The sequence below is a fragment of the Fibrella aquatica genome (assembly GCF_041321135.1).
Lineage (GTDB): Bacteria > Bacteroidota > Bacteroidia > Cytophagales > Spirosomataceae > Fibrella > Fibrella aquatica.
In genome coordinates, this window is record NZ_JBGGWF010000002.1 from 749,728 (window position 1) to 776,311 (window position 26,584).

33 protein-coding genes are annotated in these 26,584 nt (G+C 52.6%); 4 read left to right on the top strand and 29 right to left on the bottom strand.

What is annotated here, in order from left to right:
- Positions 1-158: 158 nt before the first annotated feature.
- From ACAW87_RS06975 to ACAW87_RS07065, 19 genes are all read right to left on the bottom strand, one after another.
- Positions 159-1,655: a hypothetical protein gene (locus ACAW87_RS06975; protein WP_370722532.1), complete on the bottom strand. Its 1,497-nt coding sequence runs from the start codon at positions 1,653-1,655 to the stop codon at positions 159-161.
- Positions 1,639-2,172, bottom strand: coding sequence for a hypothetical protein (locus ACAW87_RS06980; RefSeq protein ID WP_370722534.1), 534 nt, complete (start codon positions 2,170-2,172; stop codon positions 1,639-1,641). Before ACAW87_RS06980 ends, ACAW87_RS06975 begins: the two co-directional genes overlap by 17 nt.
- Before the next feature lie 61 nt (positions 2,173-2,233).
- A complete protein-coding gene (locus ACAW87_RS06985; protein WP_370722536.1) occupies positions 2,234-2,611 on the bottom strand; it encodes a hypothetical protein in 378 nt (125 codons plus the stop codon).
- A gap of 80 nt (positions 2,612-2,691) precedes the next feature.
- Positions 2,692-3,132, bottom strand: coding sequence for a hypothetical protein (locus tag ACAW87_RS06990; RefSeq protein WP_370722537.1), 441 nt, complete (start codon positions 3,130-3,132; stop codon positions 2,692-2,694).
- Complete coding sequence (locus ACAW87_RS06995; RefSeq protein ID WP_370722539.1) at positions 3,132-3,317, bottom strand: hypothetical protein; 186 nt, start codon at positions 3,315-3,317, stop codon at positions 3,132-3,134. Before ACAW87_RS06995 ends, ACAW87_RS06990 begins: the two co-directional genes overlap by 1 nt.
- Before the next feature lie 74 nt (positions 3,318-3,391).
- Positions 3,392-4,111, bottom strand: a complete 720-nt coding sequence (locus tag ACAW87_RS07000; protein ID WP_370722541.1) for a hypothetical protein — start codon at positions 4,109-4,111, stop codon at positions 3,392-3,394.
- A gap of 84 nt (positions 4,112-4,195) precedes the next feature.
- Entirely contained in the window at positions 4,196-5,176 is a 981-nt protein-coding gene (locus ACAW87_RS07005) for a hypothetical protein (RefSeq protein WP_370722543.1), read from the bottom strand.
- Positions 5,177-5,221: 45 nt separating this feature from the next.
- On the bottom strand, positions 5,222-5,713 hold the full coding sequence (locus tag ACAW87_RS07010; protein ID WP_370722545.1) for a hypothetical protein: 492 nt from the start codon (positions 5,711-5,713) through the stop codon (positions 5,222-5,224).
- A 39-nt stretch (positions 5,714-5,752) separates the two neighbouring features.
- A complete protein-coding gene (locus ACAW87_RS07015; protein ID WP_370722547.1) occupies positions 5,753-6,616 on the bottom strand; it encodes a S49 family peptidase in 864 nt (287 codons plus the stop codon).
- A 141-nt stretch (positions 6,617-6,757) separates the two neighbouring features.
- A complete protein-coding gene (locus tag ACAW87_RS07020; RefSeq protein ID WP_370722548.1) occupies positions 6,758-7,216 on the bottom strand; it encodes a DUF1353 domain-containing protein in 459 nt (152 codons plus the stop codon).
- A gap of 5 nt (positions 7,217-7,221) precedes the next feature.
- Positions 7,222-7,665 (bottom strand): hypothetical protein, encoded by a 444-nt coding sequence (locus ACAW87_RS07025; RefSeq protein WP_370722550.1) that lies wholly within the window; start codon positions 7,663-7,665, stop codon positions 7,222-7,224.
- Between the two features lie 5 nt (positions 7,666-7,670).
- Positions 7,671-8,933 (bottom strand): phage head spike fiber domain-containing protein, encoded by a 1,263-nt coding sequence (locus ACAW87_RS07030; protein WP_370722552.1) that lies wholly within the window; start codon positions 8,931-8,933, stop codon positions 7,671-7,673.
- A complete protein-coding gene (locus ACAW87_RS07035; RefSeq protein ID WP_370722554.1) occupies positions 8,930-9,502 on the bottom strand; it encodes a hypothetical protein in 573 nt (190 codons plus the stop codon). The genes ACAW87_RS07030 and ACAW87_RS07035 overlap by 4 nt, the downstream gene beginning before the upstream one ends.
- 2 nt (positions 9,503-9,504) lie before the next feature.
- Positions 9,505-9,834, bottom strand: a complete 330-nt coding sequence (locus ACAW87_RS07040; protein ID WP_370722556.1) for a hypothetical protein — start codon at positions 9,832-9,834, stop codon at positions 9,505-9,507.
- Between the two features lie 4 nt (positions 9,835-9,838).
- The gene (locus ACAW87_RS07045; protein WP_370722557.1) at positions 9,839-10,834 is read right to left on the bottom strand and encodes a hypothetical protein; all 996 of its coding nucleotides are present in this window, start codon (positions 10,832-10,834) and stop codon (positions 9,839-9,841) included.
- Positions 10,834-11,391 (bottom strand): hypothetical protein, encoded by a 558-nt coding sequence (locus ACAW87_RS07050; protein ID WP_370722558.1) that lies wholly within the window; start codon positions 11,389-11,391, stop codon positions 10,834-10,836. Before ACAW87_RS07050 ends, ACAW87_RS07045 begins: the two co-directional genes overlap by 1 nt.
- Before the next feature lie 175 nt (positions 11,392-11,566).
- Entirely contained in the window at positions 11,567-12,049 is a 483-nt protein-coding gene (locus ACAW87_RS07055; protein ID WP_370722559.1) for a hypothetical protein, read from the bottom strand.
- 80 nt (positions 12,050-12,129) lie between these two features.
- Positions 12,130-17,214 (bottom strand): phage tail tape measure protein, encoded by a 5,085-nt coding sequence (locus tag ACAW87_RS07060; RefSeq protein WP_370722560.1) that lies wholly within the window; start codon positions 17,212-17,214, stop codon positions 12,130-12,132.
- Position 17,215: 1 nt separating this feature from the next.
- On the bottom strand, positions 17,216-17,761 hold the full coding sequence (locus ACAW87_RS07065) for a hypothetical protein (RefSeq protein ID WP_370722561.1): 546 nt from the start codon (positions 17,759-17,761) through the stop codon (positions 17,216-17,218).
- A gap of 170 nt (positions 17,762-17,931) precedes the next feature.
- Between ACAW87_RS07065 and ACAW87_RS07070 the strand changes: the two genes are divergently transcribed.
- Entirely contained in the window at positions 17,932-18,117 is a 186-nt protein-coding gene (locus tag ACAW87_RS07070; protein ID WP_370722563.1) for a type II toxin-antitoxin system HicA family toxin, read from the top strand.
- Positions 18,118-18,208: 91 nt separating this feature from the next.
- On the top strand, positions 18,209-18,622 hold the full coding sequence (locus ACAW87_RS07075; RefSeq protein WP_370722565.1) for a hypothetical protein: 414 nt from the start codon (positions 18,209-18,211) through the stop codon (positions 18,620-18,622).
- Positions 18,623-18,984: 362 nt separating this feature from the next.
- Here ACAW87_RS07075 and ACAW87_RS07080 read toward each other — a convergent pair whose 3' ends face one another.
- A complete protein-coding gene (locus tag ACAW87_RS07080; protein ID WP_370722567.1) occupies positions 18,985-19,791 on the bottom strand; it encodes a DNA adenine methylase in 807 nt (268 codons plus the stop codon).
- Positions 19,792-19,957: 166 nt separating this feature from the next.
- Here ACAW87_RS07080 and ACAW87_RS07085 point away from each other — a divergent pair, with 166 nt between their 5' ends.
- Positions 19,958-20,230, top strand: a complete 273-nt coding sequence (locus ACAW87_RS07085; RefSeq protein WP_370722569.1) for a hypothetical protein — start codon at positions 19,958-19,960, stop codon at positions 20,228-20,230.
- Entirely contained in the window at positions 20,190-20,531 is a 342-nt protein-coding gene (locus tag ACAW87_RS07090; protein WP_370722570.1) for a hypothetical protein, read from the top strand. Before ACAW87_RS07085 ends, ACAW87_RS07090 begins: the two co-directional genes overlap by 41 nt.
- On the opposite strand, the gene ACAW87_RS07095 is transcribed toward ACAW87_RS07090, so the two are convergent.
- The 9 genes from ACAW87_RS07095 to ACAW87_RS07135 are packed head-to-tail and all read right to left on the bottom strand — an operon-like array spanning position 20,494 to position 26,581.
- A complete protein-coding gene (locus tag ACAW87_RS07095) occupies positions 20,494-21,894 on the bottom strand; it encodes a hypothetical protein (RefSeq protein ID WP_370722572.1) in 1,401 nt (466 codons plus the stop codon). The genes ACAW87_RS07090 and ACAW87_RS07095 overlap by 38 nt on opposite strands.
- The gene (locus tag ACAW87_RS07100) at positions 21,891-23,918 is read right to left on the bottom strand and encodes a DUF5977 domain-containing protein (RefSeq protein WP_370722574.1); all 2,028 of its coding nucleotides are present in this window, start codon (positions 23,916-23,918) and stop codon (positions 21,891-21,893) included. Before ACAW87_RS07100 ends, ACAW87_RS07095 begins: the two co-directional genes overlap by 4 nt.
- Before the next feature lie 53 nt (positions 23,919-23,971).
- Positions 23,972-24,430, bottom strand: a complete 459-nt coding sequence (locus ACAW87_RS07105; RefSeq protein WP_370722576.1) for a hypothetical protein — start codon at positions 24,428-24,430, stop codon at positions 23,972-23,974.
- A gap of 12 nt (positions 24,431-24,442) precedes the next feature.
- On the bottom strand, positions 24,443-24,649 hold the full coding sequence (locus ACAW87_RS07110; protein ID WP_370722578.1) for a hypothetical protein: 207 nt from the start codon (positions 24,647-24,649) through the stop codon (positions 24,443-24,445).
- Positions 24,636-24,908, bottom strand: a complete 273-nt coding sequence (locus tag ACAW87_RS07115; protein ID WP_370722580.1) for a hypothetical protein — start codon at positions 24,906-24,908, stop codon at positions 24,636-24,638. Before ACAW87_RS07115 ends, ACAW87_RS07110 begins: the two co-directional genes overlap by 14 nt.
- A gap of 5 nt (positions 24,909-24,913) precedes the next feature.
- A complete protein-coding gene (locus ACAW87_RS07120) occupies positions 24,914-25,090 on the bottom strand; it encodes a hypothetical protein (protein ID WP_370722582.1) in 177 nt (58 codons plus the stop codon).
- Positions 25,087-25,557: a hypothetical protein gene (locus tag ACAW87_RS07125; protein WP_370722584.1), complete on the bottom strand. Its 471-nt coding sequence runs from the start codon at positions 25,555-25,557 to the stop codon at positions 25,087-25,089. Before ACAW87_RS07125 ends, ACAW87_RS07120 begins: the two co-directional genes overlap by 4 nt.
- Entirely contained in the window at positions 25,554-26,411 is an 858-nt protein-coding gene (locus ACAW87_RS07130) for a hypothetical protein (protein WP_370722586.1), read from the bottom strand. The genes ACAW87_RS07125 and ACAW87_RS07130 overlap by 4 nt, the downstream gene beginning before the upstream one ends.
- Positions 26,411-26,581 carry a hypothetical protein gene (locus ACAW87_RS07135; RefSeq protein WP_370722588.1) on the bottom strand — a complete coding sequence of 57 codons (171 nt, stop codon included), beginning with the start codon at positions 26,579-26,581 and terminating at the stop codon, positions 26,411-26,413. Before ACAW87_RS07135 ends, ACAW87_RS07130 begins: the two co-directional genes overlap by 1 nt.
- Positions 26,582-26,584 lie beyond the last annotated feature (3 nt).

Genomic DNA, 26,584 nt, shown 5'->3' on the forward strand with positions numbered 1-26,584 from the left:
TTTCGCGCGGTTTTCTGTATTCTGACCCCGCCCTTTGTCATTTTGGAAATTTCCATTTTCAAAAATGCCGAATAGCTGAAACGCCCATCGACCAATCCACTTTTGAAAATGGGTAGGCCGGTGGGCGTTTTTAATTATTATTCTGGCCTGGCCAGCACTCAACCAAAATCTATTTCGAAGTCGTCACTGGGTCGTGTCAAGCCAACCTTCAGTCGACGATAGATGTAGTAGTCGACTGTATCACTCAAGTGGGTTGCCCGCTCCTGTTCGACGTCAGCGCTCTCACTACTCTTATCCTTACTATAGTCAGTCTCGATCGGGCTGTTCTCGATGCTTATCACTGTTGCTTTACACTTCTCTTCATCGATACGTACCCGCCACTCGCACCCATCCCGCTCGGCCAGTACCTTGTTGATGTCATTGTGCTTATCCTTATGGGGTGGGTTGAACGTGAGTGCAGCTGCTACTACATCCCAGCCTGCAGCCTCCAGAACGCTCTCGACCTGCTCATACATGGTCTTATTAGAACCCGCCGATTTATTGCGGCCGTTTCTATCACCCGTCAAAATCACGCGCTTTTTCTTATGCCTGGTAAAGCGCTCGTTTATAGCATGCCCTAGGGCAACGGCCATAGACTCATACTCCCCAGCGCTCTTGATAAACACGTTCTCCACCAGCCTGCCCCACTCGGGATCTTCCTGCCACATGGTCGCTGAGGTGAAGTGAGCGTTGAAGTCGCATGAGGCTACCAGGTAATCATTGATGTTATAAAACGGCTTGCCTGCTAACATCAGCGGGATATCGTCTTCCAGATCATCGTCCATGATCACGTGCAACTCTCTCCGGAAAGCCGGGTAGAAGGTTTTGGGCAGCTTGGAAATTCGCTTGCCATCCACTTCCACCTCAAATTCCATCTTGGTTAACGTCTGCCGTAAATCGTCGATGTAGTCAGGTGGTAGAAAAGCCTGGTTATCCCGCGTCTTCACTTCCATGAAGTAATACTTGTCCGGGCTCTTTTTGGCCGACTCCTCAATGTCATACATCCACTGGCCATCCGGCGTCCATGGAGGCGACGAAAACACAGCAAACGTATGGTGCAGGAAAGACGAAAATTTTCCGACGTTGGCCCTGAGCGTCGGCAATACGATTTTCAGCCAGGCACGTTTGAAGTTCAATCCTTCGTCGACCACGTAAAGGTCAAAATTTGAGCCCCTGTTTTCTTCGCTGGCCAGTTTGAACGATTCGAGCTCGACTACAAATCCGTTCGCAAACGAAATACAGTTCTCCCAGTTGTCAGGCGATTCATACGGCCGGTCGAAATGCGAAGGTGGCTCTCTCCAGAGCACGTAATCACCCTGCTTAGTTGTAAAGTCGTATTCGTAACAGCGCCAGCGAAGCCAACCAGCCTTTAAGCCAGGCGTTAATTTCGATTTCGCTTTTTTGATCGTCTTTACTCCCCAGCCGCACTTTGCCTTGGGAAGCTCTTCACTGGCCACCTTCAGGAAATCCGACAATGTAATCGACTTGCCAGATCCACGGCCACCCACCATTCCGGCCATTTTGTAGTGCTTGCTGGTCACGGCCGACAGAAACTCGGCCTGCTTGTCATTGACGAGCAGTTCCAACTCGTCATCTTCGTTACTCTCCGAGTTCATGGGTCGTATCGATTACATGACGGGTTGGCTCCGGAGCCGGTACCACATTCATCGTTTTCACTTTGATGACAATCCGCTGCGGCTTTTTCTTCTGCTCCTGATCAGCCGCTTCCTGCTTATCGTATGCACCATCGATCTTTGCTGCTTTCTCCAGTAGAATACCGAAGCTGAGCAAATCACCGGCGTCCTTCGCCTCTTTTGCGGCCTGCTTGAACATTTCGGCATACAGATACTTGACACCATCTTTCTCTCGAGCTTTCCGCAACTCGGCAAAAATCGCGTACGATAGCGCCAGAATCTCCCGACCTCTGCGGTCCTGGATAGATCGGCCATTCTTCAGCATTGAGAGCACCTGCTGATCAGAGTAGCCTTCGCGCAGCCAGGCCCGTACCGTATCGATCTTCTCGAACGTTTCAAATTGCGTCGGTGTGAGCTCAACACCGTCATCCAGCAGGTAGCGTTGATATACGCTCAACTCCTCCTGCACCTTCTGTAAATATTTGTTATGCTGTCTCATCGACCGTTCCGCTAGTTATTTCCCCGAATGCATCGATACATCCGGGTAAAAGCCCCAATTTTTAGCCCTCTTCATTTTTTACTGAACCCGCGAACTTCAGATCGGCCACTTCCGCTTCGTAGGCTTCGCGCAGGCCAATCAACCTGTCCAAGTCAGCCTGCCACTCGCCTGCCTTCTTATGGTCGGGCCGTTCCTGCAGTTTATCCTTCAGCTTGCTGATGTTGGTCCTGATCCGGCCCAACTCCACCTTTATTTCAGCCACTGTTAACCCATTGGTGGTCTTGGTATGCTTCTCGTCAGGTTGCTTCCGGCGTGGCTGGCCAGTCTCCATTTCGTACCTGGCATCCTTCCACTGTTCGCGCAATTCAAGGATCTGGTCGACAATCGCTTTGCGGCCGGCAATATCATCGTCGGCAAAGTCGCCCAGCCTATTACTCAAAAGAGCGACGTCACGATTCAGCCTTTCAGCCTCCAGCGTGAGTCGCTCTTTCGCAGCGTCGACAGATTCCGTTACAGGCGCTATTCGCTTTTTTTTTCTAAGTCGGCAGCATCACCAGTCCCTTGACCAGCGTTAGGTGTTCCAGATACATTGGCATCACCCTGGCCAGTAGTGGTAGGCTCAGATTCATTTGCAAGCATCGAATTAACAACCGGTTGGGTAGCAGGATTTGTGAAAGTTGTTTCAATTGCTTTCGCCTTCGCATCCTCTATCACTTTAGCTGCTTTCTCTTCGGGGGTCAACACGTTGTCAATTCCAGCCGCAGCTTGCTTGCCTAGATTAACAAATGCATCTACGATAGCACCACTCTTATCGTTAGCTGCAGCTTCTTCAGCGGCAACCGCATCATCATACGCCGTTTGGGCAGCATCGAGCACAGCCTTTGTCGCTTCTGACCCAATGGCGTCATGCTTCATCTGCGCCATGTCCAGTGATCCCTGTAATCTTACTAATTGCTCCATTACTTTTTGTCGACTTCCACAGCCGCTTTACCTGGTTTAGACTCAACTACCACCCGAACGTACTGCTCAGGGTACTGCTCGGCAATCTGCTCGGCCTGCTCAATCGTCAGATCAGCCGCGGCTACCACTTCATCTGCCAGCGAGAACTTCATCTCAGGTGCGCAGATCAATTCTATCTTTTTCATATAGCCTATTAATAGAGAAAGGCTCCTGCTCCACCCGGAACAGGAGCCTTCTTCAGGTGAAACTCAATCAATGATTAAACAATACCGGCAATGACCACCGTAGAGGCAATTGGCTGGTAGCCGAACATATACCCGTCCTGCTTTGCCTTCAGCGTCCACTCCCGACGATCCGACCCCTTAGCGCCAGAGGTGTGCGTGATCTCAAACTGCAGGCCATTGAGGCTGGTACCAACCACGATCCGCGTTCCATCGTTGCTCAGCACAACGGCCACAACCTCCTGGTTAAGCAGCTTATCGATCGCCGCACACTGAAGGGCTGTAAAACCGGCAATCTTCACCTCCAGCATCTGTTCCCAGCTTTGGTAGCCGCTTGCTCCTTTCAAGGCCTGGTCAATCTTCAATGAAGCATCCGACACATCGACTTCCACAAAGGCACCAGCTGTTACGGCCGGTGGCCCTACCGACGAGGCCCGGAGTGGCGGTGTAACGGTCAACTCACCCGCCGTGATATCGGCCCGCTTAGGCCATTCTGCCGTGAGCTCATCAATCGGGACCAAAAACAGTCTGCGAGCACCACCAGGGTTAGGAATCCCCTGCCCCGGCCGCTTGATGGATGTCAATGCCCCAAAGGCTAACCCTTCGGCCGAAAACAACGAGAAGCCCGTCGTGACTTGTACCAGGTACGTGGTAGCCGGAATCGTGGCCACACCCAGCAATACATTATCGGTAGCACTTGCTACCAATCCGGCCAGCAGCACCAGCGCCAGGCCCATCAAAACTTTGAAATACTTCATATCAATTAGCTGTCTTTAAAAAATCACTTCACTCAATTCCAGTAACGTTCAGCTCTTTTTGGTTAAGAAAGCTGACCGTCAGGATTAAACCTTGTTATTCAGGAAAAGCAGCTCAGGCGATGCGTAGTCAAAACCAAGCGATACCCTGATACTGATTTCCCAGTGCTTCGCCTGGCGAACCACATTGATCGAATACACCCCTGGTGCCTCGTTGGCAATGAACTTCAGGTTCTGCTTCGGCGTCACCGCCATGGTGTCTTTGCCTGCCAAACCTTGATCGATCACAAACGTGATGTTACTGCGCTCGTCGAGCGTACGTGGCTTCTCGCCCGGACCAACAAACGTCGGGAATGCCGCCCGGCGAGCTCGGCAGTACCGGTCGTAGTTCACCTGGCTCACGTAGAAGTTCATCGGCATGGCCAGCAAATCAGGCCGCGTGTCCACCACCAGTTGCGCCACCCCATTTACCTGGTCATACGCGTTCACATCTGTGATCGAGGCCGCTGCCGTAAACACATGATTGGCTGCGATATCACCACCAACCGCCCGGCCCGCAGTCATTTTCACCAGGAAGCCGTCCGTGATCGCACCGGCACCAGATCCCGCCTGGTTAAATACACCCTTCCACGACGTATTCGTGCGGGCAAACTGGAAGTGTTGGGTAATGATCCGGTTCACGAAGAACAGCCCGAACGGGTTTTCGCGTACCTGCGCTTCTGTCCGACCGTTCTCCAGCACCCAGCCCAGGTATGAGCGGTACGCCTTCCTGATATCGTCGTTCGTAATCTTCAGATCGATATCCGCATCGTTGAAGCTGGCCGTGCGCGTCTTCAGTGTCATCGCCTTCTGTCCGCTGAACGTGTCGCTTGCAGGCATAAACGCATCCAGAATCTCGGCCGAGAGCAACAGCCCTTTGTCCCGGATGATCTCTGTATCGAAATCATCGCGCAGGGCTGCCACACCATTCATCACCGAGTTGATGATGACAATGTTGCCACCCATGTCTTCGACCGTCTTTAAAAGCTCGGTACCGAAGTTTGTAAAATCAATTACTGGTCCTACCATCGTATTGGTTAAAAAAATCGTGATTAACTACCTATTCGCTTTGCCTTAGCCGTTACGCTTCAGCAAACTCAGTGCATGGGCATCAGCCGCACTCAGCGTCTTCTCCTGAGCAGCCTGTTCCCGCGTTGACGCATCGGCACCCGGTGTGGACGTACCCGCCGCTGCCTGCTTCTCATACCATACCTTGTACCGGTCCCGATCGGCTTCAGCTGCAGTCAGCTTACCTTGCAGCGAAGCCACCGAGGCCTCCGCATCGGTCGCCCGCTTCGTCAGGGCCACTATGTCTAGGGCACCCGCCTTCGGATCGGGCAGCGCCGGTAGTGCGGCTATCGTCGAGCCAACTGCAGCAACCACCGCTTCCGGTGTTACATCAGCAGCGGCTCCAGGCTTTTCAGCTGCTTCCAACTGCTGGTGGATCACAGCCGCTTCCTGCTCGGCCTGGTTCACCTGCTCCTGCGAGGCGTTCTCCAGAAAATACTTCGACATCGACGGGAATAGCTTTGCCAGCATGCTCCCCGTAATTGTGTTCTTGACCATATGAATCGTGAAAAAAATTGCTTGATTATCGGGACCCGATTATCGGCCTAGCTGAGCAGCGCGACGAATGGCCTGCTCCAACGTACCTGTCCGATCGGCCATCCCCATCGATATCGCATCTTTAGGGCTGTACATTTTGCCCGTAAACACCGAGTCGCTCTTGAGCAGCTGCCCTCTACCACGGCGAACAGCGCCCACAAACCCCCGACGAGCTGCGTTTAGGCTCGCTATGATTTCGGCCTTCGTGCCATCGCTCAGTGGCTCAATACCATTCACCAGTGCTTTATCGGTCGACCCATCAGCCCGGAAAATGACTGGCGCATAACCGGCCTTGGCCAGGGCCGCACTCTGATCCACATAGACCATTAGCACCCCAATGCTACCCACTTCGCTTACCGTCTGGTCCTCCATCCAGATCTCGTCGGCCTGGCTGATCACGTAGTAGTGCGCCGATGCTGAATAGGGAGTCCAAGCCACCACTGGTTTGGTCAGACCTGCAATGATGTCGGCCAGTGGCCCGGTACCGTCGACGGTGCCCCCTGGTCCGTCACTCTTAAGCAAGTGCGCTCGTACCGAATTCAGTTTATCAGCTGCTTTCAGAATACCGCCCAGGTCCTCAGTGCCCCAATTACACTCCCCATACCGGCTCATGGCTCCAATCATAGGCACCACACACACCGAACTCTCGGTGTACACATTCGCGAAATACTGGTAGTATTCAGACGTACCTGCACGTGGTCGTGGCGAGTCCCGATCGCTCATCGCAAGCGCAGGATGCTGCTTGATCAGGTAGCCCGGTATCGCGTCCATCCCGGCATTGAGCCTGGGAACAATGATGCCCTGCATACGCTGAGCAAACGATTCGTTCAGATACCAGAGGCCAGAGAAGTTGATGGATTGCATGCGATCGCCGTAGCGGTTTAATGACGCTACGAAATACTCACCACATCAACTTGCCATAAAGGACGTTTTTAGGCCAAAAAAAAGACCCCGAGCATTGCCCGGAGCCTTTTGGTACCCACCGTATAATGTACTTTATCGAATCTACTTAATCGCTTCGTCCCGAAATCTGTTCCAGTTCACCCAACCGAACATTCGCACAGCTCGGTAATAGACTTTGTTGCGCCAGTGGCCGGGAGCCATCTGCTCCATTAGGGCCAGATAGGCATCGTCCGCAAATTTGCGATCGCCGCCATCAATCTGGTCTTCCATCCAGTCAGTAAGCCTACGCTCACGCGTAAACACCTCAAAATGAATGTACAGGTAATCATGAACAATCGCTGCCAAATTGGTCCTGCTGTCGAAGTGAGGCAGTAGCGAATGTAGCCAGACCGGTGTGCTGTGCGCGTCGGTCATAAAGCCGAACGGAATAACCACCACCCGGCCGTCAAAGAGTTCAACCGCTACCTCTTCCCCCACCAGAAACTGATCCCGTTTCGGCGTTTCACTGCTCAGATACACAATCAGATCATAGTTTGTCTGTTTGCTGCTAATAAACTGCATCAGAGTTATTCGGTTTCTTCGCCCGCTGCTTCTGGCTCGGTAGGCTCTTCCTCAGCTGGCTCTTCCACAACCGGGTCAGGCACGATGATCACCGGCACAATCGGTTCCTTAATATCAGGCATCGAGCCGCCGTTCATGGCAATCAGCGCCGCCAACACCGCTGGCTCCTGTTGCAGAATCAGGCCAGTGACCATATAAGCTGTAGCCGGAGCCAAATTAAAGGTTTGCCAACCAGCTTCAGGTGGTGACACTACCTCGCCAAATGCTCGATAGATCACGCGTAGACTGGCTGTGCCTGAATACGTTCGATACACAACGCTTTGATTGGTAGTGGCTTCAAAATCCATGCTCAGATCACCCGATTCCACAAAACCGGCAATCTGTTCGGGCGTGAAGTACGACCATGCTTTGCGCCACTTTTCAGCGCTGTTCAATTCGAGAGTTACCATGATGATTATTGGGTGATTGATTGACTATAGGAATTATAAAGTTGATTAGGCCAGTATCGAACAGATCGTATGTAGCCATTATACCAGCCGTTTGGCTCCGCGTATCGCCCTACACCTAACTGGGTATACACAGAGGAGAAGGATGCCAGATAAGTAGCCGAGCCAGTGCGAAACTGGTTACCACTATTAAATGTAATACTACTCCCTGATGAGTAGCTTAGCGAAAACCTGTTGATCGTATTAAGGGCATTGGCTATAATATTTGTGTCGCCGCTGTTACCTAAGAACTGACTGCGGAACTGGCCAAATACGTCAGGCGTTGCCCGCTGCCGAATGTTCATTGAATTGGTCGTGCCGGTTCCTATTGAGGCGATAACCTGAGTACCTGCCGCATACTGGCATAATGTCTCTGTTACTAATGTACCTTGCTGGGCATTGAACCAGCTACCGATTGGATAGTAACAGTTGTCCGCACCCCTGGTTACTGCTGCGTTGTTTGTAGGTATCCATGATGAAGGAAAGGCTCCTGTTTCCGCTTGTGGCGCACCTATACGCAGCGTGAAGTTGTAGGCGTTTCCAGGAACAGCGCCGGGTAATTGTAGCCATACCCGGCAAGTAGCTGACCCTACTGGCGCTACAATCGAGGTAAACGAAACCCTTGTCAGCGTAGAGGTAAGCGGACTGTTTGCTGATGTGGTTACACCTAGCGAGTTGCCGCCACTATCGAAGAACGTGTATTGAAAGTTACAGAGATTATTGCCCGTTGCCCCGCTAATCAACTTCAACCACACCGAAAAGCTGAGTTGTTGACCGGATGAAACAGGATAGCGGCCTGTATCAAAGTCAAATAGCAGGGAGTTGGCTCCTATGGCTGTACCGCTTACGGACATATCGATACACGGAATACCTATTTCACTGGCTACAGTTAGTGGGTAAGTGTTCCCATTTGTGCCCCCGTACCCCTGTGCCAGTCCCCAGAAAGTAGGTCGCGTTCCTGGTGTACCTGCTACTGCACCAGATGCCGACGAGTTACGCACCAGATTCGTTCTGCTTTCCTCGACCAACAGCCCTTGACACTGGAGCGTACTGGGATTATAATCGAATCTCGGCACGTTGGCCGATACGACTTCGATGTTTCCAAGCTCATTCACCCGAGTAGCCGTACCCAAGCGCGTAAACGTTAAGCCAGTGGGCATTACACCTTTTAAAAAATCCAGATTCAGCGAAGGTGTAAACTGGCCTACTAACCCCTGTATGGCTCGTATCATAGTTTTACGTAGGTCGTGGCGATGTAGGTCGCTGAGGCACAAATCATATTAAAAAGGTTTACCGAAGCCGGTGTGGTGTTCCAGTCAATTACCGTCCCGCCTGGAGTACGGCAGGCTGCTGGCAGTGCCAACGTGAAGCTTCCCGCTCCACCCTGTGTCACCAGCATAGTCAGGGTCTTACCCGCCACTGCGTTGTTGATGGTCAACGTTGTGTTACCTGTTAGGGTCACAAGCAACAGAGTGTTGTCAGCTGGTGCCAGATCGACGTTGTAGGCAGTACTTACAGATCCGGCGTTAATCGTACGGTTCAGGGCCGCTGCTGCTGCGTTGTTGGCGCTATTTTGGGCGTTATCCGCACTACCCGATGCGTTGTTAGCACTGGCCAGTGCATTTACTTCACTGGTCAGCACCGCTGCCTGCCTGGCTGTTATGTCTGCCTGCACCTCTACCATGGCAGCAAGTGCTGCTTCAACAGTCGAAGTATCGATCTCGACTACCTTGTCCGTTACCTCCATTACCAGAACGGGCTGCCCGGTTTCGCAACTAATCAATCTGTGGGTATTGCTCATAGCTAGGCAATCAGGTTTGTCATACGCCGTAGTGGCATTTCGATTTGGAAGGGAGTCTGCCCCGTTTTCCGGAGGGATATAACCAGCCTGGTACCGTGTACAATGCTGGCGGTCTGGGTAGGCGAGAAAGTCAGAAGAAAGCCCGCACTCCCATCATCCCGAATGGTTCGCAGAACACCACTGCCTTCAGTAAGTAGGGTGAGCCGTTCGTTGCCAGGCGTAACAAGCGCAGCCAGTACGGCATAACTGGCCAGCGCCCCATCTTCCCAACCCACCGCAACAAACGAGTAGTTTGCCACCTGACCTGGCGTGATCGTTAGTATCTTTTGCATAACCCTATTGCTTATAGTAGGTTGCGTCAACGATCGTCGGGCTGGCCGCTACCAAAGCAAAAACATTCACCTTACCCGCCGTAGTGTGCCAGTCAACTGCCGCCGAACCAGGGAACGTAACCGATGCCGGAAAGGTGAGCGTAAAGTTGCCTGCTCCACCCTGCACTACCCGCAGATACACGCATCGCCCTGCTGCCACATTAGTTAGCGTCAGCGTCGTGTTGCCCGTAAGTGTGATGTAAACAAACAGATTGTCACAGAGCGACATATCGATACCGTAGGCTGTCGACACGTTGGCATTGGTCAGCACAATGTTGGGTGCCGATAGGCCAATTGGCCCCTGTATACCCTGTGGCCCTTTAATATTGCCCTTCAGCGTCCATGAGCTACCAGAGGGTGACTGTGCCCGGTATACGTTGCCCGTGTCGTAGTCCAGGTAAATATCGCCGTATATACCTGGCCCGCCCCCAGCCTGAGCAACCGGAACGCCATTACCGGCGTGCCAGGATGAACCACGAATATTGATCGCCTGCCCTGTGGTTGATACCAATCCACCCATGCCGACGTATTGGCCGGTCGCAGGTTTGACTCCCTCGCCCCCTGCCCAGTCAGTTACCTGTAGAACATACCCTTCCACGAACGTACCCGCTGGGGCAGCTGTCAGCACACCACGCAAAACAGGCGTCCAGCCGTTGGTGCCCGAAATGTCGATCGCCTCATTTAGAAGCGTTACGTAGCCGGTTGATCCCAGGTAGATACCTGTGTCTGGCTTTGGTCCAATACCACCAGTCCAGTCAATAACTCGTAGTACCAGCCGCTGCCCGTCAGCTACCAGGCCGAACATGGGTGCCCAGGTATTGACCGACAGCATGTCGATCATCTCCTCCAGCCCTTCAACCACTACCGCAGCTGAATTCTTGCGCGGTAGATCGCCAGGCTGTGGCAAAAGATTTTCGCGCAAACGAGCCTTCGTCTGGGCAGGTGTATTCGGAGTAGCCATTAGCTGGTAAACGATAAGTCAAATGAGAGATCAAATTCAGGCGTCGGAAACATCGCCTCCAGTGTCGGCTCCGCCAGTTGGAAAGGTGGGCTCGTGTTCAGGCCCGTAACGGCCAGTTCCAGCGCGTTCCGATCGGCCGTGCCATGTTTCCAGCTTAGCCGCCAGCCCTGGTCCGGTTTCCCACCCAGCCACAGCACTCCGTTGCGATCGCGGTAGATCACCAGCCACCGGCGTCGAGTATTCAACAGTAGCCAGCCCAGCAGGCGCATGTCGGGTTTGGGCATGTTACCCGTAACAGTCACCGAGTAGGCAATGCCAGCCTCCGTACGGCTGATGCCAACATCGGCGGTGCAGGCCTTGGCACCAAACCGGAAATGGGTTAGTACTAAACCCGCTGGCAGTGCCACTCCCCCTGCTGGAATCGTATATACACCCCAGGCAGGATTCGGGCTTACCAGATCGAGCACGTCGCGCACATCGATCAGCCAGAACTCGGCTATGTAGCCCAGGTTTACCTCGCCTCCTCCAATGCCGTTAAACGTCGTTGTCTGTACCATCTTGGTATCAAAACTACCTACCTCAATAGCCCACCGAAAGGACTCAATCCCCGCCCTTTTGAGTAGTCGAATAAATGAAAAAACCCCACTGACAGTAAATCAGTGGGGTTTTCGATGGCTAACAGCCCGGACTTTTTACGCACAGAGCGGACATTTCAGGTAAAAACCGGACTTTTTAGGCTACAGCCGGACTTTTTGCGCATAAGTTTTTTGTGTTTTTTCGATCATTTCGGGCCAAATAGTCCCGATAGATCTTTCGCATAGTCTCAAAGTCGCAATCCACGTCGGCCGTGATGTCATAGCGGTCCAAAAACGAGCGCACGTAGGGCCCATAGGCACCACCCGCCATTTCGTGTACTTTCCGCACTTCGCAGATCATCGCCCGCCTGAACAACTCGTCCATGCTCCTCACCAGCGCGGGGTATTTGTCAGGCGGGATATCATAACTTTTCTCCCGGCAGTAATACGTAATCTGGATGCTCGTACCCCGCACCTGTTGAATCGGCAGGGGAAATGGATACGATCGCGACACTAAATCAATCAGGCTGCCCAGCTGGCTCCACTTCTCAACGTGGATGCGGTTCTCTTCGCCTGAATACTCACCAACCAGAAACTTCTGCAGATACTTTGGAACCGACAACGTCAGCGTCTTCAACATAATTTTTAGAGAAAAGTGGTTTCATTGTTACGGTAGGTTTAGAACCCCCGAAAATACTTATTTGCCCGGAATCTGCCCGCCTATTTTTTCCCAAAAACACTCATCGTGGCAATCAATGCATCGAGCCTGCCCTGCTGGTTGCTACCCCAGATCGCGCCTTCCACACTCTGGGTAGCCTGGCGGTTGGCCCAGACCGCACCCTCCACCGCATTAATGCTCCAGCGCAGGCCTCGCACCTCGTTGGCCATGTTGTCGGTAGCCCCCGCCATCCGATCGGCCGACTGCCGCAGGCCGGTCCTGGTTACCTCAGCCACCATTGCCTGGCTTCGCTCAGTTCGGCTGGCCAGGTCGGTCATGCCCCAATACATCAGGCTCCCCAGATTGCTCATGGCCACCTCACCGCGACTAGCCGATTGCCGTAACTCCAGAGCAGTCGATAACCTCAGCTGCGTCAGCCCTGCAGTCATGTTATCGCTCAGGCGCATCATCCCCACGTTCATGTTCAAGGCCAGCATAGCCATGCTGTTAGCACTACTTTTAGTGGCCGAATCCTGCGATCGCTGCAACAGTCCAAAGCCTAGCTGCAGCGCCGCCACCACCTCTTTGTTGTCGGTTTGCTGACGCAATACCAATAGCGCCAGCGATGTTCTCAGGCCGGTACTGGTGGTCGTAATCGTCTGCTGCACATCCTTGCTCATCGTGCCGATGGCCCCCATCAGGTCAGTGCGCAGCTGGGCATTCTGATTACTCAGGCCCCAGGCCAGCGCATTCAGCGATGCCCGGTTATCAGCATTAGCCTGCACCACCGCTGCTTTAATTTCCTCGAGCGCTTTGATCTGTTGGCCAAACTGCTTCTTCGATTCTTCGTAGTCGTCGTTGGCGGCTCCGATTCCGTCACTGCCATCAGAAACCCCACCACTCGAATCGCCACCGGCGTCGTCCATAATGCCCCCGTCGTCGTATCGTCTGCGCGGTTTGGGTATCACCCCGCCATAGACGTACATCGAGCCACTCAGGCCAGAGAACACCCCTCCGTCGCGGAAACCCGCAGGCCTGCCCATCACGTCCCGATCCACCGGCGTCGAGCGTCGCCCTGGCGTTCTGGCGTTGGCAAACATCCTGTGAATAATGGGCAGGTTTGCCCTGGTCTGCTCCCGGCTGATAATAGCCTCACCACCTTCCATTTCACCCTGCTCCCGGCCAGTCTGCCGGTCCACGATTGCCATACCTCCAGATCCGTAAGTAGAGCCGTGCCGGCCACCCTCCGGAATGAAACTACCCCCATCCCGGAACTGCGGTGCAGGCTGGCTTCTGATCTTGGCTACCTGCACCCCGGTCATCACCGCTGCCATGGCCGCAAACACCAGGTTAACCGGCCAGAAACCCGATGCCAGTGCTTTGATCACCGATAAAGCACCGGTTATCAACGCACTGGTAGTATCGGCCTTCTTCTGCGCTTCCCAGGCTTTACGTTTTTCGGCTGCCTCTTTCGTTTTGGCCCTGGCCTGCTCCTGCTCAATGGCCCGGTTCAAATCTTTCTGGTTGGCAATCCGGGTGGCTTTTTCAGCCTCCACTTTCTTCAGCTTTTCGCGCTTTTCACGCTCGGCTTCGTCGATCTTTTTGGTGGCTTCATCCTTGGCCAGCGCAATCTTCTCTTTGGCATCCGACTTCGCCCTGGCCAGTATCTCTTTGGCAGCTTTATCGTCCCCATTCTTAATGGCAGTAATGGCCTTCAGTTCGGCATCCCGCTGATCATTGGCCAGTTCAGTCTTTGTTTTCTGGGTGGCTTTCGCCAGATCGGTCTTCGTTTTAGCCTCAGCTTTCGCTTCCACAATCTTGTGGTCAGCCTCTTCCGTTGCCTGCCTTTTAGCCAGGTCAAATGCCGCTTTGGCTTCGGCCAGCAACGTTTTACGCGTTGCCTGGTCAATGTCAGTCCGTTTGTTGATGCTGGCAATCTCAGCATCCCGAGTTGCCTCGGCCGCATCGATCTTTTGCTCCTTCTCGTTATTGGCCGACTTAATGGCCGCAGCTTCCGTTTTCTGGGCTGCATCAATGGTTTCCTTCGCTTCCAGCTGAGCCGCCTCAATCGCGTCTTCAGCGGCCTGTCTGGCTGCTTCGGTCTTCCCGTCGGCATTATCCCGGTAGCCCTGCAACTGGTCATTCAGTTTGGCTTTTTCTTCCGATGAGCTCAGCTGCCGATACTGATTCTCCAGGTTCGATATCGTCTGCTCCGACGTCGTCCGGAGCATCTCAATTTTAGCGTCACTTTCCGACTTGATCCGCTGCTTATCCGATTCAATCTTGTCGATCGCGGCCTGCTCTTCGGCCACTTTACTGTTCAGTGCGGCCACGTTGGCATCGCGCTCCCGCTGGATCTGGGCAATCGCCTTGTCAGCTTTGGCCTTCGCCAGGTCAGCCAGAAACTGCACAGCCTGACTGGCCATGGCCCCGATCGCTGCATAGGTCTCCTGGTTGGCCTGCAGTTTCTTCTGCATCGCCGACTTCTCACCCTTGACCAGCTTATCGGCGTGGTCCAGAAAGGCGCTCATGTCGCCCTTCAGCAACGCCCCGAAAGCACTGCTTACATCGCCCCAGATGGCCTTTTTCTTGGCTCGTAACTCCTCCTCAATCTTGGCTTTTTCCTGGGCATTCTTTGCCGTAGCCAGCAACTGTTCGTTGTCATACCTGGCTTCAATGGCCGTAATAGCCCGGTCCAGTTGCTCTTTATCGGCAATTTCTCGGGTGGCCTTAGCCTTCTCCGATGCTTCCTCGGCGTTGAGTTTTTCAACCGTTGCCCGGTAGTTGATCGTGAGCCGCTCCTGGTGAATCGCTGCCAGCTTTACGGCGTTGCCCTTCGCATTGATCTCCTTCCAGTCGAGCAGTGCGTTTTCGGCCAGGCGCTCCTGTTCCAGAATGTTTTTCTGGGTCTCCAGTCGGGCTTTCTCCTCATCTTCCGACTTCTTTCGGCGCTTCTCGGCATGGTCTGCATTCAGTTTGGTTACCTCGCCCTGCAGTTGTGCATCCAGGAAAGCAATCTGCTGATTCTTCAGTTTCTCATCCTGAATACCCCGCATGATCTCCTCAACGGCCAGATCATGTTTTGCCAGAATTTTGGTCAGTTCGCGCTTCTGCTCATCCTGAATGCTGGCAATGTGCGCATCGGCCTCCAGCTTGTGCAGATCCTCAATTGCCTTCTGGTTAGCCTTGCCAACATCTTCCAGTTGCTTTTTGTGGTCGGCCTGCTCTTTCTTACGGGCTTTCTCCGCTTGTTTTTCCCGTTCCTTGAGCCCTTTATCGTTTTCTTTGGTAATTGCCCCTTCAACGGCCGCACTTGTTTCCTGGTTAGCTTTTACGGCCGCAGGAAGTACTTCTTTGGGTTTATCAGCAAATGCCCGTTTATAGCCATTACCAATATCGGTGAACGCTTTACTGAACGTCTCTTTGATTTTCACACCATGCTGACGCGTTTCCTCAAACGCTTGACCAGCGCCAATAAAGTCTCCCTTCAGGAACAAGACTAACCCCTTTGCTCCGGAGCCCACGGCATGAAAAGCTTCCAGAAGCGCCACCAGTGAAGCCGTAAACAATCGGATTGGTACCAGAATAGTCTGAAACACCACCGCTACCCCCTGCATCACCCCTCGAATGGTTGTCGCTCCGGCAGTGAACCTTGGAAAAATCAGACTGACCAACGTCTTGAACACATCCCAGACATCACCCAGAATGCCGGAAAACGTATCGAATACACCGGAGTTGACTTCAATATTTTCGGCCATTTCGACAAAGAACTCGATCGCCTGCTTCACGTAAGGTGCCAGCTTCTCCCCGATGGTCACGGCCAACCCGGTCACGATGGCAGTCCCTTTCTTCCAGCTTTCCGACAAGGTATTCATGTTGGTTTTGGCCTGATCGTAAGCGGTATTGGTACCGGTCATTTTGGTGGTCAGACTACCAATTTCCTCCCGGTGGGTAATGATGTGCTGGGCCGCAATCAGGTTCTCTGTACCAAACTTTTTGGCCAGTTCTGCTGTGCTCAGGTTCTGCTTGCCCAGGTTGGCCAGTGCCTTATCCAGGCCAACGATTTTGGGGTTCGTGTCGGCCGCACCCGATTGCAGTTTGACGAGCACGTTGCGCAGCATAGTACCTGCCTGTTCTCCTTTCAAGGCGATACCCGACATCGATTGCAATACGGCATTGGTCTGCTCGAAGCTTAAATTAGTCGAAGCAGCTACTGTGCCGGATGCCTTCAACGCACTGCTCATATCGGAGATCTCAGCGGCTCCTTCTTTGGCACCTGCTGCCATCACGTTTACAAACCGCCTGGCCTGATCAGCTTTCAATCCCCACTGATTGAGAGACTCAGCCGTTACTTTGGCTGCGCTCGTCAGGTCAATCTTACCTGCCTTTGCTAGAATAATCGCCTCATTCGTCGTTGCCGCCAGTAGTTCTTTCTGGGCCAATAATTCAGGCTTGGCAGATGCCATTAACTTATAGGCATCCAGCATCTCGGCCGCTGTCATACCGAACTGCGGCCCCGTCTTTTTTGCCTGGTCTTTCAGATATTCGAGGTCTTTACCAGTGAGCCCGGTGATGGCTGACAAATCCTGCGCAGCATCCTCGAACTGCATAAACTTGCTGATAATCGCCGTAAAACCACTGACAATGTAGCTTATGACCTGAAGGGCCATGAATGCTCTGAACGCATTTGTCATCGTACCCACCCCGCTCGTTATACGTTGCCAGCGTGTTGGTTGCCCCAGGGCAGTACTCTCCGTGTTGATATTGTTGACCTGCTTCCCTACGTCGGCCAGGCGTGTCTTGGCATCGTTTAACCGCTTGGTGGCATCAACGAAGGCCTGTGTACCTGGCACCAACGCTTTCAGGTCTTTATTGAGCGCCTGAACAAGGTTACCCAGTTGTCCGTAGGTCAGTTTGGTCAGGTCAGTTTCCTTGCGCGTTTTGGCCAGCTCCGCGTTCACCTGGGTCAATTCTGCCCGGTACTTTTTCCACTCTTCCGAGCCTTTGCCTGCCCCCGTTTTTTCAATCTCCTTCAGGGTGTTCTTGAGCGTCTGGGCTCGGGTATCCAGCACCGCGATCTCATTAGCGATATCGCGGGTGTTGGCCTTAAGGGTAAGGGTGGCTTCTTCGTTTAAATTAATGGCCATATCAGAATTGGCTAAAGAGTTGTTTCACACCGAGCATCACGGTGCGGTTGGTATCGTCGGTCAGATCACGGAAAAGGTTGGGCAGTACCTCGCTTAGCAGCGGATCAGCATAGATGCCCCGGTAGCCCCGTTTTACGTTCGGGTTACGCTGCATATTCATTTTGATGCCCCAGGCAATGCGCTCGATGGTTTTGGCTTCGCTACCAGGCTGTACGCCCTGTGGGTAGCCTGGCACGTAGGCAAACTTGCTCACCCCAACCTTTTCCACGAAGTCCATAATGGCCCGGAGAGGTGGCGTTCGGGTGTAATTCAGCGACTTTAAATCCTTGATGCGAACGTACCCAACCATGCCCAGCTTTGCCTCCACATAGCCCTCGGCCCGCTCAGCTGCGTATTGCCGGAATGAGCTCAGCATTTCCCCCGTCAGCACCAATCCCTGAGAGCTGATCCGTCGCTGAAAAGCATCTTCTGCCTTTTGGAGATAGGCGTTTAGAATCCGAGCAATACGCTCTGCCTCCACAAATTGCTCCGTTCCTACTTCTGCCATACCCCGAAGGTCACCTGGCTAATCAGGGCATAGAAGGACTCATAAAGGCATAAAAAAAGCCCCACCGGTTGATTGGGGCAAAAACAAACGTAACAAAATAGTTACCTGTATATTTGGATAAAAAGTAACGATTATGTTACCTTTGAGTTATACCACTAAATGTGATTTTCATGAAAGCTACCGAAGTAATCAAGCTGATTGAGAAACAGGGCTGGTACTTTGTCCGACAGCGGGGAAGCCATAAGGTATTTAAACACCACGACCTCTCAAATATCATTAGTATTCCCGAACACGGCAAAGACGATCTTAAACCTGGCCTCTTAAGCAGTATCCTGAAAACGGCGGGGGTGAAATAGCCCCCGCCCGCTTCGGGCGATTATCAAATCGGCTTTCATTGAATTACGTTTAAGTATACACATCAAATAACTCATAACACCACTTTTGCCCATGGTACGCGAAACATTAACCATCACACTCGAAAAGGGTGATGATGAACTCTGGGGCAGCATTGACGCGCCCGGCTTTTTACTGACTTCCGTTGGAGCCTCCGTCGAGGAGGTGACCACGAACCTGCGCGACCTAGTCGCTGACTTTCTCGAAAACGAAGGCAAGGATATGCCAGAGTGGAAAGGCATCAAGGAAACCGATATCACCTACAACTACGAATACGACCTCACGGCCTTATTCGATGTGTTCAAGGCTATAAAGATTACGACCATTGCCGAATTTGCTGGTATCAATTCATCGTTGATGCGCCAATATGCTATCGGTAATAAGAAGCCTTCCGAAAAGCAGGCCAAAAAGATTGAGACTGCCTTGCGTCAGCTCGGCGAACGACTCATGCACGTATCAGTAGCCTAATTTTTTTGTCTCAACTTGTCATCATTTGATGACAATATGTACTCAAAACAACCTATATTCTATGGCACAAGGGTGATCCCTGCTTAAGTTCACTTCAGACATAGTCTGCTCCTTGCTTGATTTCCTACAAAGTGTATTAGAAATTTAATGGTAATTACCATAAGCAAGGTACTGCTAGCCTTCCCAAAGCAGCATAAAAACGGTTAAAGTATCGGCAAATAGCACGGTAGCCGTACAGTTCAGTTTCCCCTAAAAGGATTGAAACTGGCTATGTTGAAACTTAAAAAGCCACACAGGGATTTCTGTGTGGCTTTTTAATGTTAATTAACCTGATTTTCTAAGGAGGATTGAAACCACGGTCTTTAGTAATTCCAGGTCAGGCACTCCACCTTTGTTTTGGCTTCTTTTCGTCGACCGTCCACCGCCAGCGTTTTCTCGATATCTTCCGTCGACCACCCGTATTTCTGGCGATACTCCATCAATATCGGCTCCGGGTAGCTGCTAAGCAAAAAATTCCCCTTCAGGTTTGCGCAGGCCTCGAGCAATTTCACAAAGTCTTCCTCAGTATAGCCCTTGTACATTCCCTGATCACTGGATACGTAAGGCGGGTCCAGATAGAAGAACGTGGTAGGCGTGTCGTAGGCCTTCATCACCTTCAGCACGTCGTAACTCTCTACCGTTACGAACTTCAGCCGCTCCTGGTAAGCATCGCAAAGCAGCTTCTTTTTGTTGAAGATCTTCAACGCGCATTTGCCGTACTTGTCGTAGCCGAAACCGCCACCAATCACGCTGCTGAAGCTCATGTTGCTCTGCACCCAAACGGCCCAGGCCATCCGGAGCACGTCGCTTATTTCCTCTTTACCCGATTCATACTCGGCATCGGTTTCACGGTGTTGCTCCCGACTGTGGAAGGTTTCGTCGATCAGACTCTGCAACTCGTCCAGGTCATACTTCAGCACTTTGTAAAAGGTGATTAACCGATTGCTGATATCGTTGACCACTTCGGCCGCAGAAGGTGGTTTCCCCCAGAATACCGAGCCCCCGCCAAAGAAGGGCTCAACATAGGTGATATGTGGCGGAATTTTGGGGATAATGTGTTTTAACATTTGCTGCTTACCACCATAGTAGGTAATCGGCGTTTTCAATAGCGGAATAACTTTCGTTGTCATATCGTTGAGTAAATCAGAAAGATTTCCTCAAACCTACCTGTCCAACATTCGCCCCCACAGGACATTAATTTGACGTAAAACCGTCATTTTTTTGACTATACCCGTAAATTCACAGCGTATATAGGTCCTTCTCCTGCAGAACCAGCAGTTTAAAAACGGCAATACCATGGATCAACAATTCGAGAACGGCTTGACTGTCGGCCAAAAACATTTTGCCCAAATTCAGGCAAAAGGCAGTCGCTGGATTAGTCGGCATGTACCTGCGTACATCCGTGAGCACCTGATGGTGCCCTACTATTTCGCGCCTGGTACTGTGCCTGGCTTGCTTTATCTGTGGGTAATTCAAACCCCCATTGCTGAAGACGAGAAGGTTCATTTCCTGCGCTTCGCTGAGCTGCATGAAAAAGACATTGCCCAAATTCCTCCTCGCCCAAAATGACCTGGCCATGCCTGGCCAACAATATATCGTGCATACACAACGCCCGGCCTTTTGTGCGCGGGCGTTGTCGTTTCCAAACGAGGCTGCAATTGAAACGTACCTAGATGAGCATTCGCCCACTTATGCAGTAATGCTGGAGCAAATGCCTGTGCTTCTAGAAGTAGTTGAATTCTGGGGATCACCATCCGACCTTAAGCCTGCTGTATTAAAACGTATGGGTCACTGGTATTATCAGACTACGCTCAAACCAACACTCCTTTTCCCTACACTGCCACCAACAGAACCGTCGTTGCCTTCCTAATCGGTAACACAACCTCCACGTTCACCACCAAGTAGTTCATGCCGTTAATGTGCACCTTTTTGTCCCAGGCTAATCCTGCCAGATCCGTTTCGGTTAAATTCAACTCAGCCTTGGCCCAGAATTGCGCCTGACGCATGGCCTCCAGTGGCCACCAGTGATTGTTGTGCAGGCCAGCACCAGCATTCCAGTATAGTCCGAAACCCATAAGCGCACTGTGCGCCTTGGGCAAATCATCAACCATATGCCAGAACAGGAGCCTCGGTGCAAAGCTGTTGCTCAACTGGCCAAACTGCTCGGTAATACCAGGCTGCGACGTAGTGGCTAGGTACGTTGGCAAATCCGTCAGTAAGGTCGAAAACCGGCTTTTGATCGTGGCGAACGTACCGGTACCGGCCGTTTCGTAGTCGGCCAGCAGGCTTGGTTTGTCCTTCATCAATGCATCGCCCCCATCCAGATCATAGCCCAGCTTCAGGCGTTTGTTAGGCTCCGGCGTCTTCACCATCCGGCCCGCCAGCTTACTGCTCCAGTCCAGTACTGCTCCTGCAGCAATGGCGTCCTGGAAGAAGCTCATCGTGAGTCGTCCATTCACCAGGTCAAAATCCAGTTGCAGGCAAAACAGCTTTCTGAGCTCCAGAATCAACTCTACGGGTGTCATCACCGGTAAGTGCCGGTTGATCGTAATCAATGGGCCCCCATCGAGCGCCCTAGTGTTATACAGCAGCAGCTGCGAGTACGCCGGGTGGTCCATAAAGTCGCCATCGATGGTGGTGTTGGTGGCCACGGCCAACTTCTTAAGCAACCACTTCAGCATCACCATCGGCACCAGCGGCCCGTTGGCCTGGTAAGCGCCACTGGCATACGGGTTCATTCGGCCACCATACCCAATGGTTGCCCCTTCGGTACCGTAAAACTCGGGATTAATGATGGTGGGAAATACCAGCGCCCGCTGATCGTCGAGCATGATGCCGGTCACCGGTACCGACGCCGGCGTCGGAGTGGTTCCAAAATCCAGTTCAGTTAGAGGCTTATTCTGCCAGTCGCCGAAGAACTCACCGAGCGGCTCCACCATCTGCCCGACGTACCCACTCGGCCCGGCCTCTGTGAGCAGAAACTGCGCTTCCTTGATCAACTGCCCATTGTAGTACTGTTCGAGCCTCCTGCGGGCTAAAATGGCCCCTGCCTGCGGCTGTTCCCAGAAGCCGAAGATCTGCTGGTTGGTGCGCGTCAGCGGAAAGCCCGGCATGGTGGCCGTATTGCTGCTGATACGCTCAAAATCAAAATGTGGGTTGGTCAGCTTCAACCCCAGGGTTGCCCCGGCAGCCAGATCCACTGACCGCCCATCGATGCGAATATCTACGCTCATAAAATCTCTTCGATAAATATCCGATCGCCCACCGCCACTACTGCCGATACGTTATCCAGTAATCGGTACGGCCCCGCGTTCCAGGCAACTAGCCGGGTGTCAATCAGCACCCCATTGCGGTACGTTTTCACCGTCGACGCTCCTCCTGCACCTGTTGTGGTAATACCAATCTGCCAGTTACCCGGTGTGCTCGTGATCACCACGTCGCGGTCATTGGCCGTAATGGGGAACAGGTTTGCCCCATTTGTTGTGAACCAGGCATTGCCCAGTCCAGCCGGGTCATTGCGCAGGACAATGCGGCCTGGTGCATTGGTTTTAAAGCGCCAGCTTCCAGCGGCTACCACGGCCGGGTAATCATAAGGATTTAGGGTACAACCGCCGTTGCTATTAGCGTATGCCTGCGTATTCAGTCGCGAGTACTCCGCTTCGGCCCTGGTATCTCCATCACCCGGGTTCTCACCGCCAAACGCACCGGCAGCAATGACAATGGTGGCCACCTGCCCGGTTTGTCCACTGGGGCAGTTTGTGCGCAGGGACGTACCTAACCGGCTAATAGCCAAACTTGGGTAGGGCGTGCTACCAGGCACGATGCCCGGAATCGTGATCTCACTCATGTAGTCAGGATCACCCGGCAGGTTAGGCTTTTCTGTCACTGGCTTATACAGACTACCGTCGTCGACGTAATACTTCTGCAGCTTCAGCGGTCGGCCCCTACCAGTGCGTTTCCCGTCTGGGCCCAGCAGAATCAACGCTCCTACTCCCCGCCAGGCTGTCGGCCGCACCGGTCCCGAGTCGGCCACCGGCAGATTGCTGTAATTACTCTCCAGATTGGCTCGTTTAAAGGTCAGTGTGCGCGAAATAACGCTGCTATCATCCTCGTGGTGCATCAGATCGTTAGTCGTCAACAGCATCGGTACGTGGCCTTTCTGGGTAACCAGATACACCGCCCGGGTCAACATCAGTTCTCGCAGATACTGCACCCAATACGCACCTCGTTCTTCAAAATAGCCGGTGCTCACGGTTAGCGTGTCTTCAGCGTCAACGGCCACCACCCGCATCGATGAAAAATCAATGGCAGTCGACCCGAACTCATCCTGCTCGGTAATGGCCCGTTTGGCAGTCATCGTTTCCGATCCCTGCCCCAGCAGCCGCAGCGTGTCAAACCCGCCCAGGCTATTGGCAAACAAGAGCCATCGCTGATCGGGTCTGTACTCCGCATCGATCCGGTAGGTACGTACCTCGCTCAGGCGCTCATCGTCCTGATTGGTCAGCCAGATTCGGTAACTCGTAATGCCCTCATCGCCCAGCCCCAACTGTGCTACCCCGGCCGGAATACTCAACACCGAATTCAGCGCAGGATTATCCAGCGTCAGCAGCTGGCGCGTTTCCAGACTGCCATCGGGCATCGTCAGTTCAGCCTTCAGCCTGATCTGGGTGGGTGTGGGCGTAAAATTGACCAGAAAGTACAGATACTCTTCGGCCAGCACATCGTCCGATATCACTTTGCTGGCTGGTTGCCAGGTCAGAAACTGGCGTTTTGTGGCTAGGTACGTATCAAAGAAGTTGCTGCCCCACCCCGCAAAATCGTCGCGGTTCAGTCCACCGGCAAACACCCAGGTTTTAGGTCTGGTCAAGTCAGTGTTCACTTCGGGATCACCACCTGTTACCCGCTCACGCAGGCAGTAGGGCATGGTCAGGCTGGGAACAATGCCCAGCACAGCCTGGCGCGTAAAGGGTTTTTGCACCTCCAGAAACCCGTCGAGTAGCTCGTCGATGCGGAATTGTGCGCCATCATAGCGAATGGCGCCAGCGCTGGTCACTGGTGGGCGTTCCCGGCCGGTTAGCGTCGTGAGCTCTTCAAACGTGGTCGATTGTGGGTAGTCGGGCACCAGCAGCGTCAGGGCATAGCGCAGGGTGCTGCGGTCGGTCAGCGACGTGTCGGCCGGGTCAATAATCACCTCCAGTCGGTTACGCGAAAACGCCAGCGGCTGAAATACCAGATTCTGGGAAAGTACGTCGATCATACCAATTTCGTTTTTGGTAAAGATGCGAGTACGATTAATTAAGCTAAAGGACGCTAAGATTTATCATTAGCCTTTTTCTCTTCATTCACTTTTTCAAATGCCTGCCTAGTTGAAGTTGCTAGCTCAGTTGTCTTTTCAACTGTGGTCAAATGCATCTCTGCAGTAGCAATCTGCATCTTCATCAATTCCATCTGTCCTTTAGAAAGCGACTCAGTAATGTAAAACATCCTTTTGCTAATCGACTTCCTCATCTGGAAACTGATAACGATGGCGAGTGCTGTGAAGGTAAAGCCTACATTATACACAAACCCTTTTGTAACAGTCTCATAACTAAAGTAATAGTACACTAGCAGCCCAATTATATATAACAGGGCTAGAGTATCGATTATCTTCTCAACAAATTCCCTGTATGCTTCTTTGGTCGTTAAATGTAAATCAACCCACTTTGAAACAAGAGGGGTTGCAATAGCAATAGAAATACCGCCTAATGCAAGCCAATCTGAAAGGGTCATGTACGTAATTTCTTAAAACCGTGTTGGATTCTTGTACTGCTGTAAACTTTCACGCTTCTCTACTTTACGCAAAACGACCTTCTCCCAGACAGCCTGCCGAACCAACCCAACCTTCATCGACACCATATCGAAGTTCCGGACCAAGCCTCCTATTTTGATCCATACGATCGGCAAGAGTGGAATCCAGGCAACCCAGAAGAGAATTTTACGTAGTAGCATGGTTATCTATTGATTCTGCAATAGTCGTTAATGCTTCCGATATAGATGTACCTAGCTGCATTTTAAAACCCAAGGCTATCGCAATTGCTTCCAATGCAACGGGTGGTGCTTCTGATGATTGAGATACCATAAAAGCACCCGCCAAAACCTTATTTCGGTGGTGTTCAACAGCTATTTTTAGCGCATCGGTTAAAGAAACGCCCTTACAAAGCTCTTGAATCTCCTTAGCATCATCTACTAACTCTCTTGTCGAAAACATAAAATCTAGTCTGGTTCGGTTCGTGCACTCAGTCCGAATGCGCTCGGCGAGTAGCCCAAATCTAACAGGATTCTGGCGAGTTGCCAGCCATGCACATCTAATTTCCGGATCACCGACGGATGATTCTGAATGATGGCCTCCAGAATAGCTTCGTAGTCTTCTACGGTAGCGTTTTTGCTCATGAGCGTTCGAAGATCGATGTGGCCACCAGTGCCAGTCTGAGTTTTACCTCGTACCCCTGAGTCGAGTCGAGCGTCATCATTGTCACCGGCTCCAGGTTAGCCGAGTTGTAATCGAAGTCCACTCCATCGGTAGTCAGGTGATCCTGCTTCATTTGCTGCAGCATGGCCAGGGCTATCGTTTCGGCCTGGTCAAAAGCGGCATCCTGGCTGGCTTCATCATGGGCATCGCTCTGGCAGAACACGTAGAACGTTACGGCGAAAACAGCGCTGAACTGCTCAGCCCCGTTATCCGAGATTTTATACTTCGGCCGCATCGAAAACACGGCCGGGTATATTTTCTCGGATACCGATGCATTCATGAGCCGTTCCATCCGGTCACCATCGCTCAGGCGTACGCTCGTCACCTCATCCTGGCTCTCGGCCAACGCCTTAAAGTAAGGCCAGTAAATATCGTCGGTTGCGGTCATTGGCTGGCCTCAGCGGCTTGTTGTCGGGCCAACAGGTCGGCCCGGTGTTCATCCAGAAACAGCAGCACCTCGTGGGCATTGGCTCCCTGGGTCTGTTTCATCGTCCCAAAAATCCCTTTCTCAGCCAGTAGGTGCTGGTTTTTAATCCAGCTTTGCCCAATGTAGTCCTCGCCCGATCGATCTCCGGTTTCGGCGCTTTCGTCGAAGAGTGCCGTGCGGCTCATCACCGTTTTAAAGGTGCTGGCCACGAAGAGTAACACCGCCATTTTCAGGTTGAAATCCAGTTTGGCCACTAGCTCTATGCGATCGCGCACAATGAACTCATTGTAGGGCTCCCGATGATCACCGTTCCAGTCCGGATCGCTCTGATAATTTGCCCTTCGTCTCGGCCGACAGGCAGTGGCCACCAGGTAATCGAGCCGTTCGTCGCCCGCTGGCTCCTGCTGAATGAACCCGTTCAGATGCACGTACAAATCCGTCATCTCGCCGTAGGTCATCGACACAAGGCCTGGCTCGGGCAATAGCCAGACTTGTTTACCAACCTGGATCGATTCAAATGGCTGCTGATCCATGGGCTCGGCAAAGAGCCACGACAGGTGCAGCACCAACTCGTGCAGCACCGCCGCGTTTTTATGCCGCACCACCGGGCTCAGCTTCGGAGAGAAGTGCTTCTGGTGCAGTTTGCGCCACACCTTCGGCCGAATGTTGAGCGCTAACTGAATGAGCGCGTGATGCATTGATCCTGACTCTGGCGTTAAAAACACCAGTTCAATCAGCCTGGGCAACCGCTCCGGGTCTACATCGGCCCACCGTTCGGGCAGGTTATACCGAACCCCATCCAGATTAATATGCATTAGTCCTTGAGTTCAGTCATTAACCAATCGGCCAGGCCTCGTTCACTGCGCAGGGAGTGCAGCGTGTTTTTACCCCAGATCACCCGGACGGGCACCCAGAACAACAGGCAGGCTACCACTTCAACCAGCCAGGCCAGTATCACGAAGGGAATGCTCAGTAAAATCTTCACTAC

Excerpts from the sequence above, each read along its gene's own strand:
- ACAW87_RS06975 (WP_370722532.1), bottom strand. The coding sequence starts at position 1,655 with ATGAACTCGGAGAGTAACGAAGATGACGAGTTGGAACTGCTCGTCAAT.
- ACAW87_RS06980 (WP_370722534.1), bottom strand. The coding sequence starts at position 2,172 with ATGAGACAGCATAACAAATATTTACAGAAGGTGCAGGAGGAGTTGAGC.
- ACAW87_RS06990 (WP_370722537.1), bottom strand. The coding sequence starts at position 3,132 with ATGGAGCAATTAGTAAGATTACAGGGATCACTGGACATGGCGCAGATG.
- ACAW87_RS06995 (WP_370722539.1), bottom strand. The coding sequence starts at position 3,317 with ATGAAAAAGATAGAATTGATCTGCGCACCTGAGATGAAGTTCTCGCTG.
- ACAW87_RS07000 (WP_370722541.1), bottom strand. The coding sequence starts at position 4,111 with ATGAAGTATTTCAAAGTTTTGATGGGCCTGGCGCTGGTGCTGCTGGCC.
- ACAW87_RS07005 (WP_370722543.1), bottom strand. The coding sequence starts at position 5,176 with ATGGTAGGACCAGTAATTGATTTTACAAACTTCGGTACCGAGCTTTTA.
- ACAW87_RS07010 (WP_370722545.1), bottom strand. The coding sequence starts at position 5,713 with ATGGTCAAGAACACAATTACGGGGAGCATGCTGGCAAAGCTATTCCCG.
- ACAW87_RS07015 (WP_370722547.1), bottom strand. The coding sequence starts at position 6,616 with ATGCAATCCATCAACTTCTCTGGCCTCTGGTATCTGAACGAATCGTTT.
- ACAW87_RS07020 (WP_370722548.1), bottom strand. The coding sequence starts at position 7,216 with ATGCAGTTTATTAGCAGCAAACAGACAAACTATGATCTGATTGTGTAT.
- ACAW87_RS07025 (WP_370722550.1), bottom strand. The coding sequence starts at position 7,665 with ATGGTAACTCTCGAATTGAACAGCGCTGAAAAGTGGCGCAAAGCATGG.
- ACAW87_RS07030 (WP_370722552.1), bottom strand. The coding sequence starts at position 8,933 with ATGATACGAGCCATACAGGGGTTAGTAGGCCAGTTTACACCTTCGCTG.
- ACAW87_RS07035 (WP_370722554.1), bottom strand. The coding sequence starts at position 9,502 with ATGAGCAATACCCACAGATTGATTAGTTGCGAAACCGGGCAGCCCGTT.
- ACAW87_RS07040 (WP_370722556.1), bottom strand. The coding sequence starts at position 9,834 with ATGCAAAAGATACTAACGATCACGCCAGGTCAGGTGGCAAACTACTCG.
- ACAW87_RS07045 (WP_370722557.1), bottom strand. The coding sequence starts at position 10,834 with ATGGCTACTCCGAATACACCTGCCCAGACGAAGGCTCGTTTGCGCGAA.
- ACAW87_RS07050 (WP_370722558.1), bottom strand. The coding sequence starts at position 11,391 with ATGGTACAGACAACGACGTTTAACGGCATTGGAGGAGGCGAGGTAAAC.
- ACAW87_RS07055 (WP_370722559.1), bottom strand. The coding sequence starts at position 12,049 with ATGTTGAAGACGCTGACGTTGTCGGTTCCAAAGTATCTGCAGAAGTTT.
- ACAW87_RS07060 (WP_370722560.1), bottom strand. The coding sequence starts at position 17,214 with ATGGCCATTAATTTAAACGAAGAAGCCACCCTTACCCTTAAGGCCAAC.
- ACAW87_RS07065 (WP_370722561.1), bottom strand. The coding sequence starts at position 17,761 with ATGGCAGAAGTAGGAACGGAGCAATTTGTGGAGGCAGAGCGTATTGCT.
- ACAW87_RS07070 (WP_370722563.1), top strand. The coding sequence starts at position 17,932 with ATGAAAGCTACCGAAGTAATCAAGCTGATTGAGAAACAGGGCTGGTAC.
- ACAW87_RS07075 (WP_370722565.1), top strand. The coding sequence starts at position 18,209 with ATGGTACGCGAAACATTAACCATCACACTCGAAAAGGGTGATGATGAA.
- ACAW87_RS07080 (WP_370722567.1), bottom strand. The coding sequence starts at position 19,791 with ATGACAACGAAAGTTATTCCGCTATTGAAAACGCCGATTACCTACTAT.
- ACAW87_RS07085 (WP_370722569.1), top strand. The coding sequence starts at position 19,958 with ATGGATCAACAATTCGAGAACGGCTTGACTGTCGGCCAAAAACATTTT.
- ACAW87_RS07090 (WP_370722570.1), top strand. The coding sequence starts at position 20,190 with ATGAAAAAGACATTGCCCAAATTCCTCCTCGCCCAAAATGACCTGGCC.
- ACAW87_RS07095 (WP_370722572.1), bottom strand. The coding sequence starts at position 21,894 with ATGAGCGTAGATATTCGCATCGATGGGCGGTCAGTGGATCTGGCTGCC.
- ACAW87_RS07100 (WP_370722574.1), bottom strand. The coding sequence starts at position 23,918 with ATGATCGACGTACTTTCCCAGAATCTGGTATTTCAGCCGCTGGCGTTT.
- ACAW87_RS07105 (WP_370722576.1), bottom strand. The coding sequence starts at position 24,430 with ATGACCCTTTCAGATTGGCTTGCATTAGGCGGTATTTCTATTGCTATT.
- ACAW87_RS07110 (WP_370722578.1), bottom strand. The coding sequence starts at position 24,649 with ATGCTACTACGTAAAATTCTCTTCTGGGTTGCCTGGATTCCACTCTTG.
- ACAW87_RS07115 (WP_370722580.1), bottom strand. The coding sequence starts at position 24,908 with ATGTTTTCGACAAGAGAGTTAGTAGATGATGCTAAGGAGATTCAAGAG.
- ACAW87_RS07120 (WP_370722582.1), bottom strand. The coding sequence starts at position 25,090 with ATGAGCAAAAACGCTACCGTAGAAGACTACGAAGCTATTCTGGAGGCC.
- ACAW87_RS07125 (WP_370722584.1), bottom strand. The coding sequence starts at position 25,557 with ATGACCGCAACCGACGATATTTACTGGCCTTACTTTAAGGCGTTGGCC.
- ACAW87_RS07130 (WP_370722586.1), bottom strand. The coding sequence starts at position 26,411 with ATGCATATTAATCTGGATGGGGTTCGGTATAACCTGCCCGAACGGTGG.